Raw genomic sequence first — 9654 nt, forward strand, 5'->3', positions numbered from 1 at the left:
AGTATCTTAAGAGAAGGGTTCGGACCATGCGTAAACTCCTGATCGGCCTGCTGTGGGACCTCGGGCTGCCGGCCGCTGTCTACTACAGTGCGCACGGCCTCGGGTACGACGTACAGACGTCGCTCGTCGCAGCCGCCGTCGCCGCGCTGCTCCGGCTCGGCTTCGTCGCGGTCGTCCATCGCCGCCTCGATGCCGTCGCCGCGATCGTCGGCGGCACCTTCGGCGTACTGCTGCTGATCTCGCTGCTCACCGACGATCCCCGCATCCTGCTGGCCAAGGAATCGGTGCTGTCCGGGGCGGCCGGCCTGCTCCTCGTGGGCTCCTGCCTCGCCCGCCACCCACTCGTGTACACGCTCGCCCGCAAGGCCACCAAGGCCCCCGACTGGGACGACCGGTGGCGCACCGATCCGTCGTTCCGCCGGCACTTCAGCTCGCTGTCCTGGCTGTTCGGCGCCGTCCTGCTCCTGGACGCGATCGTCCGCCTGATCCTGATCTACACACTCCCCCTCGACACCATGGCCAATCTCAACCCGGTCCTGCACCTCACGGCCCTCGCCCTCCTCGCCGCCGGCGCCCTGTGGTTCCGCAAGCGCCGAGGAGCAGCCACGCCGACTCGAGTTCCGGCTGCGGGTGACCGGGGCCGGCTATAGGTTCGGGGCATGGTTGCCGTTGGTGACGACGTCTCGGTGGCGGAGGCTCGGCGGATCGCGCTCGCCGCGCAGGGGTTCGCGCAGGCGCGTGGGCGTGCGGACCTGCGGCGGATGCGGAAGGCGATCCGTCAGGCGGGTGTGCTGCAACTGGATTCGGTCAACGTGTTGTGCCGGTCGCACTACCTGCCCGTGTTCGCGCGGGTGGGCAACTATCCGCGGGCGACGCTCGACAAGCTGGCCTGGGGTGCCGACCGCGAGCTGTTCGAGTACTTCTGGGCCCACAAGGCGGCGCTGCTCCCGCTGACCGCCTATCCCTTGATGCGCTGGCGGATGCGGGCGGCGGAGCGGCAGGTGTGGGACGACGAGCTGAGTCCGGACGTGACCGCGCCGTGGTCGGTCGTCGCGGGCATGCGACGGCTCACCGCCGAGCGACCGGGGTACGTCGGCCAGGTGCTCGAGATGATCACCGAGAAGGGCCCGTTGACCGCGGGCGAGGCGAGCCCGGACGGCGTACGGCGCAAGCGCACCGATCCCGACCCGGACCCGAGCACCGGCACGATGTGGAACTGGCAGGACGCGAAGATCGCGATCGAGTACCTGTTCTGCGCCGGCCGCGTGACGATCGCGGGACGCCGGCACTTCGAGCGGGTCTACGACCTCACCGAGCGCGTGCTGCCGGCCGACGTACTGAATGCTCCGGAGCCGAGCGCCGACGAGGCACGGCGCGAGCTGGTCCGGATCGCCGCCCGCGGCCTGGGCGTCGCGACCCTCAAGGAGCTCTGCGGCGGCAGCGGCCAAGCGCACTTTCCGTTGCCCGCAGCCACAGGTCGCGAGGTGATCGGCGAACTGGTCGAGGCAGGCGAGCTGATCCCGATCCGCGTCGAAGGCGTGAAGCAGCAGGCCTACCGCTGGCACGAAGCCAAGGACACTCCGATCGACGCGCAGGCCCTGCTCTCACCGTTCGACCCACTCATCTGGAACCGCGACCGCACCCACCACCTCTTCGGCTTCTTCTACCGGATCAGCATCTACACGCCCGCACCACAACGCGTCCACGGGTATTACGTGCTGCCGTTCCTGCTCGGCGACCAACTTGTGGCCCGTGTCGATCTCAAGGCCGACCGCCGGACCTCGACGCTCGTCGTCCCCACACTCACCGCCGAGCCGGGTACGCCGGACTTCGTCGAACCGCTCGCGGCCGAGCTACATCTGATGGCCGACTGGCTGAACCTCGACCACATCGCGATCCCCGCGGGCGGCCGGCTCGCCGCTCAGCTGACCGATCGGATCCGCGTCACGAGTACGCCGGCCAGGACCGTGACCGCGGACGCCAAGAGGTAGAGCACCGGATAGCCACCGAGGTGCTTGACGATCGGCGCGGCGATGACCGGCGCCAGCACCTGCGGCAGCGAGTTGGCGATGTTGATGACGCCGAGGTCCTTCGCCCGGTCGCGCGCGTTCGGCAGCACCTCCGTGAGCAGCGCGAAGTCCACCGAGAGGTAGACGCCGAACCCGGACCCGAGCACGATCGCTCCGAGGATCGCGCCGGGCCAGGTCGGCCAGGCCGCGAGGATCACGCCGGCCGCCGCCATCACCCAACCGGACGCGGTGACGAACACCTTGCGGCGCGCGGACCGGTCGGACCACCGGCCGAACGAGATCGCGGTGACAAGCACGCAGACGCTGTAGATCGCGGTCAGGATCAGTACGCCGGTGTCGGCGTCGGCGACTCCGACCTGATCCTGCAGGTAGTAGAAGAGGTACAGGGTGCCGAGCGCGTTCCCGACGTTGAACAGGAACCTGGTCAGCCACGCCCAGCCGAAGTCGGGGTACCTGCGAGGGCTGATCCAGAAACCTTTGAGGAACTCGGTCAGGACGAACGGCGGACGCTCCACCAACCGGGTGTCGCGGCTGCGGAGCAGGTACGGGACGACGGAGAGCAGCAGGAACGCCGCGCAGGCGACGTACCCGAGGGTGTAGTTGCCGAAGCTCGCGGCGAGGGCGGTCCCGACCAGGGCACCGAGGACCTGCGAGATCGCCACCCAGCCGCCGACGACTCCACGTTGGGCGACGGGGACCCGGTCGGGGACGACCGCGGTCGCCGCGGCGAGCAGCGCGTTGCCGAAGAGCTGGACCAGGCACCAGCCGAGGATCATCAGCCCGACGAGGCGCGCGCCGGACAGGATGAACAACCCGGCTGCGCCACCGACGGCGCCGGCGACGATCCAGGGAACGCGACGGCCGAAGCGGGACATGGTGCGGTCGGAGATCGCGCCGAACGCCGGATTCGCGACCACCGACACCGCGGCACCGACCCCCGTCACCAGCCCGAACACGAACTCCTTGTTGCCTGGCGCAACCGCCTCGGACTGCTGCGCGAGCAGCACCTGGATCGGTCCGAGCCAGGCGGCGAACACCCCGATGTTCGCGAGCACGACGGCCGCCGTCCAGCCGGGACGGACCCGCTCGGTCGGCTCCGCCAACGCGGACGGCACCACCCCCGGCTCGGGAATCATCGCCGGCTCTGGGCGATCACATCACGCAACCAGTGGTACGACGCCTTCGGTGTCCGCGCCTGCGTCTCGAAGTCCACGTGCACGAGGCCGAATCGCTGTGAGTACCCGGCGGCCCACTCGAAGTTGTCCAGCAGCGACCATTGGAAGTACCCACGAACGTCGATCCCGTCGGCGATCGCGGCCCGCAGCGAGCGCAGATAGCCGTCCAGGTAGGCGATCCGCCGCTGGTCGTCGACCACGCCGTCGACCGGCCCGTCGTTGATCGCGCAGCCGTTCTCGGTGATGTAGATCGGTGGCAGCCGGTCGCCGTACCGGTCCCGGAAGATCCGCAGGATCTCGCCGAACGCGTCCGGCACCACGGGCCAGCCGAAGTCCGTGGCCGGGTAGCCGGTCAGCGGGCGCGGCTCGAACGGCAGGCCCGGCGGGAGCTGTACACCGTCCGTCGCCGCGGTGTCGGCCTGACCGGTCGCGGCGCCGACGGAGACCGGCGCGTAGTGGTTGATGCCGAAGAAGTCGAGCGGCGTCGAGATGACCGCCAGGTCGTCGGCGACCGGGCCGGGCATCCCGTCCCCGATGCCGTTCGGGTACTCGCCGAGCAGGATCGGGTCGGCGAACATCCAGTTGATCAGGTTGTCGTACAGCGCGGCCGCTTCCCTGTCCGCCGCGCTGTCGTTAGCCGGCCAGGTCGGCGCGTGGTTCGACGCGATGCCGATCTGCTGGGCGCCGGCGGCACGCAACGCCTGCACCGCCCGGCCGTGGGCGAGCAGCTGGTGGTGGGCGACCGGCAGCGCGTCGAACAACAGCTCCTTGCCGGGGGCGTGGGCGCCGAGCGAGTAGCCCATCAACGTCAGCACCATCGGCTCGTTGATCGTGATCCACAGCGGCACCCGGTCCGCGAAGCGGGCACCGAGGAGGGCGGCGTACTCCGCGAAGTGGCCGGTGATGTCGCGAGACAGCCAGCCGCCGGCGTCCTCGAGGGGCTGGGGTGTGTCCCAGTGGTACAGCGTCGGCGCCGGCTGGATCCCGGCACCGAGCAGCGTGTCGATCAGCCGGTCGTAGAAGTCCAGGCCGGCGGCGTTCCCGGGTCCGGTCCCGGACGGCTGGATCCGCGGCCACGAGAAGGAGAACCGGTAGGTGTCCACGCCGAGCTCCCGCATCAGCGCGACGTCCTCGGCGTACCGGTGGTAGTGGTCACACGCGACCGCGCCGGTGTCGCCGCCCAGCACCTTGCCCGGCTCGGCGCAGAACGTGTCCCAGGTGGAGGGACCGCGGCCGTCCTCGGCCACGGCACCCTCGATCTGGTACGCCGACGTCGAGACCCCCCAGCTGAATCCGGGCGGAAAATCCAGCTCAGCTGTCATTCGCATCGTCCTCGTCGGGTTTCGGGATGTCCTGGACGCGCGGCGGCTCGTTCTTGCGGACGATGACCGCCGTACCGTAGGCCGCCACCTCGCTCATCGTCTGGGCGATCTCGTTGCAGTCGAACCGCATCGCGAGGATCGCGTTGGCGCCCATCTGCTGCGCCATCTGGCACATCCGCATCACCGCGACGTGCCGCGACTCGGCCAGCATCTGGGTGTACTCCGGCACCTCGCCACCACCCAGAGACCGGAAGCCCGCGGTGAAGTTCGACCCGAAGTCGCGGCTCCGCACGGTCAGCCCGAACACCTCACCGAACACCACGTCCGCGGTGTACCCGGGCAGGTCGTTCATCGTCGACACCAGCACCGGGTACGGCGAACCCTGCGGCGCGACGTGCGGCGCGTTCTGCCGGGCCGGCTGGTAGTTGCCGGGTGCCTGACCGTACCCGGGCTGCTGCCCGTAGCCCTGCTGGGGCGGCGGGCCCTGCTGGTATCCCTGCTGCGGCGGCGGCCCCTGGTAGCCAGGAGGCGGGCCCTGCGGGAAGCCCTGCTGCGGCGGGTACGGCTGGTTCGGAGGAAAGTTCTGGTTCATGCCCTCATCCTGACAGGCCGATGGGTATCACCATCTGAAGACTTGCAGCTCGTAGAGTGAATACCCGTACGACGTGGCGCGCTGCGTCCCCGTCACTCGGATGTACCGCGCCGGCACCGCCCCGAACCGCAGTACGTCCTCCCCGCCGTCACCGGCCGTCGTCGCGTACACCTGCTGCCAGGTCGACCCGTCCCGCGACACCTCCAGGCGGTACCCCTTCGCGTAGGCCGACTCCCAGTGCAGCACCACCCGCCGAACCGTCTGCTCGTTGCCGAGGTCAACCTTCAGCCACTGCGCGTCCGACCAGTCGCTGGCCCATCGGGTGTCCGGTTTCCCGTCGACCGCCTGCGCCGGCGGCGAGTTGTACCAGCCCTTCTCGTAGCTGCTCGCGGTCGCGGTCTTCCCGGCCGCGAGGTTCGTGACGTCGTCGCCCCGCCGTGCCGGAAACTCGACGACCTGCTGGTACGTCGGCCGGTTCACCCACGCGATCCGGTCCTGGGTGATGCCGCCCATCGGGTTGTGTGCGATCTGGTCGGCGCAGAACTGGTCGCCCGCCGCGCAGTCCGCGGTCGCCGGGTACGTCGTGGCCGCGGGCACCTTGGTTGCGGCCAGCAAGGTGTCGGTGAGAACCGATCGACAGGCGGACAGCGATCCCGCACCGCAGTACGTGACGGGCTGGTCGGCCTTCACTGGGTCGCCGAGTACCTTGCGCAGGTCGCGCTGGACGAAGCCCCACCAGCCGCTCTGGAACGACGACCCCTGTGCGCTCGGCCGCTCGTCGATCTTCAGGTTCGCCACCAAGGCGGCGTACAGGTCGGGGCCCAGGTCCTTGAACTCTGCCGGGACGAGCAACGGCCACCAGGCGTCGAGGATCCGGATCGCGTCGGCATTGTCGTACGTCTTCGACGACGCGTTCGGCGTCTTGCGGTGGGCGCCGGCCTGCTGCCACGCCGACAGCTTGGCGACCGCGTCCGCGACGGCCGGGTCGGTGATCGGCGCGCTCTTCAGGACGCGCAGCAGGTACGGCAGGACCTGGTCACCGCGAAGGTCGACCGTGGCCGCGTCCTCCATCGCCTCTACGAGCTTGCCGCGGGTGAATTTCTGACCGCTGTTGATGACCGCCTTGATCCGGTCGTCGAGCGGCTGGCTGCGGTAGACCGCGTTGTAGCCCCACTGACCGTCCGAGGCGGAGTACCCCGGTGCCTGTTTGTTGTTCCAGCTGGTCAGGTAGTCCTGGTTGACGACCTGCGGGTGCTGGACTGCGGGCGTGTAGGTCGCGCGGTTGGTATCCGGGTTCCACCCCTGCCACTCGTAGGAGCTCCAGGTCGGGAGGTTCGGGTCGGCGCCGGCGGCGCGGACCGGGTTGTCACCGGAGTTGAAGTAGGCGATCGAGTTCTTGTCGGTGTAGAACCAGTTGAAGGTGTAGCCGATGTTCGCGGCAGCCTTCTGGAAGTCGGCGGCCGAGTGGATCCGGTCCGGGTCGTTGAACTGCATGAACCCGAGCGCCGAGCCCGCCTCGTTGCCGTAGGTCGACCGGTTCTTGGCGAACAGCACCGGTTTTCCGCCGACCGTCCCGCGATGCGTGACGATTCCGTACTTGGTGCGCAGGGCAACCAGCGTGTACGAGCCGGCCGGCTCCGAGGAGCCGAGGCTGGAGTACCACGCGTTGTGCCGCTCGAGTCGTTCGATCGGCACGCACTGGCCGCGGAAAACGTAGTACTGCGACGTCTTCGTCGGCGTTCCGCCGTTCGGCTCGCAGAGTGGGACGGCGAACGTGTCGGTGATGTCCTGGCCCGCGGACGTGGCGCTCCACGAGTAGTCGGGGCCGCGGCCGATCAGCGTGTAGAAGTTGAGTCCGGCGAACGCGATGCCGCGGGAGCTGACGCCGGGGCCCTGGAGTTCCTGGCGGAGCAGGAGCTGCGGGGCGAAGTACCCGGTCTGCGGTCCGTAGACGGCGATCGGGTGTCCGCTCTGGGTGTGCGCGCCGGAAACCAGCAGCGCGTTGGACATGCCCTTCTTTCCGAAACCTGCCGGGAACAATCCGCCGTTGAAGATTCCGCGCAGGCTTTCCGCGCCCTTCGGTGCCGGTTTCGCAGCCGCGGCCTTGTTCGCGGTCTGGTCGATCACCTCGGGTTCGGGGGTAACCGAGCCGCGGTCCGGCAGCGCGCGCCCGGCCGGGTTCGGGCCGGTGGTCCCGTACGGAAAACTCGTTCCGTCGTGCACCGTCGTACTGGCTTCCGGATCGTTCTGCGAACGGAACGACTCCCATACCTTCGTGCCCTGGGCAACGCCGTACTTCGCCTGCGCCTCGAGCAACGCCAGCGCGGACGTGACCTCGGCGCCGCCACCGGTACCGAAGATGCCCGCGACGACCGCTGCCGTGGCCACCACGTCGGTCACCTTCCAGTGCGGCGTCGGCCACTGCAGACCGAGCGCGACGTACTCACCGGGGTACGCGATGCCGACCGTGTCGATGTAGTGATTGACGCCGTCGACCCAGGCCTGGATGTCCTGCTGCATCTTCACGCCGTCGGCGCCGTACAACTCGTCGGCGTCGTCGAACTGCCGCTGCAGATCGGCCTCCGTGTACGGCGCGGTGCGCCAGAACTCCTGCTCGAACTCGCGGTTCGCCGCCGCGCCGCCCGCGAACGGCGTCAGCTGCCCGCGCCCGAGGTGGCGGAACACGTCCATCACGAACAGCCGGTCCTGAGCTCCGGCGTACCCGGCACCGAACATCGTGCCGAGCCGCGTGGTGCCGGTGATGTGCGGGATGCCGCGCGACTTGTCCCGGACGATGGTGACATCGCCGCGCGGGTGGATCGTGCTCGCGACGTCGTCCGGTTTCACGCCGAAGGACGAGTCGTCGTAGTACGGCGCGAGGCCGGCATCGGTGATGCCCTGCGAGTTCCAGACCAGATCCTGGTACGGCTTCACCGTGTCGCTGAAGTGCGCGGGACGGACCCCCAACGCCTTGAAAGCAAGGAGATCCGTGAAGGTCGCGGTGCCGTTCTGGCCGGGCGGCAGGATGTCACGACATTGCTCGAGGCAATAATCATCGGGGCTCGCGGCAACAGCACGCGGCGCGGCCTGGGTCGGCGCGGGCAACGCCGCGAGCACGGCGACGGCAGCGGCCGCGACGATGGACGTACGAAGGCGGGTGCGGAGTGCGGGGCGGGGCACGGTCCCTCCTCAGGTCGGTAAAAGTGAGGATGACTCACCAGTAGCTTCGGGTCAAGAACTCACCGTCAGACTCTCGCCAATTGCCGTCTGTGACCACTACGCTCAGCAACACCATGAGCATCCATGATCGTTACCGATTGAGTGTGGTGATCAATGCCAAGGGGACGTACACCCCACTAGGGGTGTCGAGAAGCTCCGACGGGGTGGCGGCGGCTGTCGCACAGGCGTTACCGGAATTCTTCGTGATGGACGAGCTCGGCGACCGGGCAAGTGAGGCCATCGCGCAGGTCACCGGCGCCCAGGCCGGTGCCGTCGTGCACTGCACCGCGGCCGGGATCACGCTCGCGGTCGCGGCCACCATGACGGGCGGCGACCCACGCCGTACGGCGGCGTTGCCGGACACCACCGACATGCACAACCGCGTCGTGCTGCCGGCCTGCCAGGTCGTCGACTACGGGCACTCGAACCTGCAAGGCATCCGGCTCGCCGGTGCTCAGGTGGATCTGGCCGGCGACGCGGACGGCTGCACGATCGCCGACCTGGAGGCCGAGCTCGACGGGCCCGACGTCGCCTGCCTGATGCTCGTGTCGTCGCGGTTGACGCGTGGCGAACCGATCAACCTGGTCGCCGCGATCCGGGCCGCGCACCGTCGCGGCGTACCGGCGATCGTCGACGCGGCAGCACAGTTCCCGCGGATCGCTGACCTGCTGGCGACCGGCGCGGACCTGGTGCTCGTCAGCGGACAGAAGTACCTCGGGTCGCCGACCGCCGGACTGGTGGCCGGGAGCTGGCCGTTGGTGCAAGCCGTGCGAGCCCAGGAGAAGGGCATCGGCCGGGTGATGAAGCCGACGAAGGAAGCGATCGTCGGCGTGCTCGCGGCGCTCGAGGAATGGCAGGCGTTCGACCGGGTGAAGTGGGAGGCGGACGAACTCGCCAAGGTAGACGCGTTCGTCGCCGCCGCGTCGCGGATCCCCGGCATCACGGTCGAGGCGGTCCCGGATCCGACCGGGCTGCAGGTCTCGCGCGTGCTGCTCAAGGTCCCGGACGCCAAGCGGGCCGCGACCGAACTCGAAGCGGGAACGCCCCCGATCTACGTGATGACCGACCGGACGGCCGAGGGCGAGCTGACGCTGGAACTGGTCCCGCTCAACGCCGACGAGATCGCGACCGTGCTCGCGCGGTTGTGGGCCGTCTTGACCTGAGACCTTGAACAGAAAGCGGTGGGGGGGGGGGGGGGGGTTGGCCCCCCCCCCCCCCCCCACTATTTGTATTGCCCCCCCAAAAGGGGGGGGGGCCCGGCGGGGGGGCGGCCCGGGGCGCCCGGTGCCCCGCCGGGGGGGGCCGTGGCGCCCCCC

7 protein-coding genes are annotated in these 9654 nt (G+C 69.4%); 3 read left to right on the top strand and 4 right to left on the bottom strand.

The window, feature by feature from the left end:
- The first annotated feature begins 26 nt into the window (after window positions 1–26).
- The gene (locus ACFYRH_RS36095) at window positions 27–650 is read left to right on the top strand and encodes a VC0807 family protein (RefSeq protein WP_387784541.1); all 624 of its coding nucleotides are present in this window, start codon (window positions 27–29) and stop codon (window positions 648–650) included.
- A 9-nt stretch (window positions 651–659) separates the two neighbouring features.
- Complete coding sequence (locus ACFYRH_RS36100; RefSeq protein WP_387784543.1) at window positions 660–1991, top strand: winged helix-turn-helix domain-containing protein; 1332 nt, start codon at window positions 660–662, stop codon at window positions 1989–1991.
- On the opposite strand, the gene ACFYRH_RS36105 is transcribed toward ACFYRH_RS36100, so the two are convergent.
- The 4 genes from ACFYRH_RS36105 to ACFYRH_RS36120 are packed head-to-tail and all read right to left on the bottom strand — an operon-like array spanning window position 1922 to window position 8299.
- Window positions 1922–3166, bottom strand: coding sequence for an MFS transporter (locus ACFYRH_RS36105; protein WP_387784545.1), 1245 nt, complete (start codon window positions 3164–3166; stop codon window positions 1922–1924). The genes ACFYRH_RS36100 and ACFYRH_RS36105 overlap by 70 nt on opposite strands.
- Window positions 3163–4527 carry a GH1 family beta-glucosidase gene (locus tag ACFYRH_RS36110; RefSeq protein ID WP_387784547.1) on the bottom strand — a complete coding sequence of 455 codons (1365 nt, stop codon included), beginning with the start codon at window positions 4525–4527 and terminating at the stop codon, window positions 3163–3165. Before ACFYRH_RS36110 ends, ACFYRH_RS36105 begins: the two co-directional genes overlap by 4 nt.
- Window positions 4517–5119, bottom strand: coding sequence for a YbjQ family protein (locus ACFYRH_RS36115; RefSeq protein ID WP_387784548.1), 603 nt, complete (start codon window positions 5117–5119; stop codon window positions 4517–4519). The genes ACFYRH_RS36110 and ACFYRH_RS36115 overlap by 11 nt, the downstream gene beginning before the upstream one ends.
- 27 nt (window positions 5120–5146) lie before the next feature.
- Window positions 5147–8299, bottom strand: coding sequence for a penicillin acylase family protein (locus tag ACFYRH_RS36120; RefSeq protein WP_387784550.1), 3153 nt, complete (start codon window positions 8297–8299; stop codon window positions 5147–5149).
- A gap of 113 nt (window positions 8300–8412) precedes the next feature.
- On the opposite strand from ACFYRH_RS36120, the gene ACFYRH_RS36125 reads away from it, so the two are divergent.
- Window positions 8413–9501: an aminotransferase class V-fold PLP-dependent enzyme gene (locus ACFYRH_RS36125; protein WP_387784552.1), complete on the top strand. Its 1089-nt coding sequence runs from the start codon at window positions 8413–8415 to the stop codon at window positions 9499–9501.
- Window positions 9502–9654 lie beyond the last annotated feature (153 nt).

The organism is Kribbella sp. NPDC004875, assembly GCF_042873375.1.
Classification (GTDB): domain Bacteria; phylum Actinomycetota; class Actinomycetes; order Propionibacteriales; family Kribbellaceae; genus Kribbella.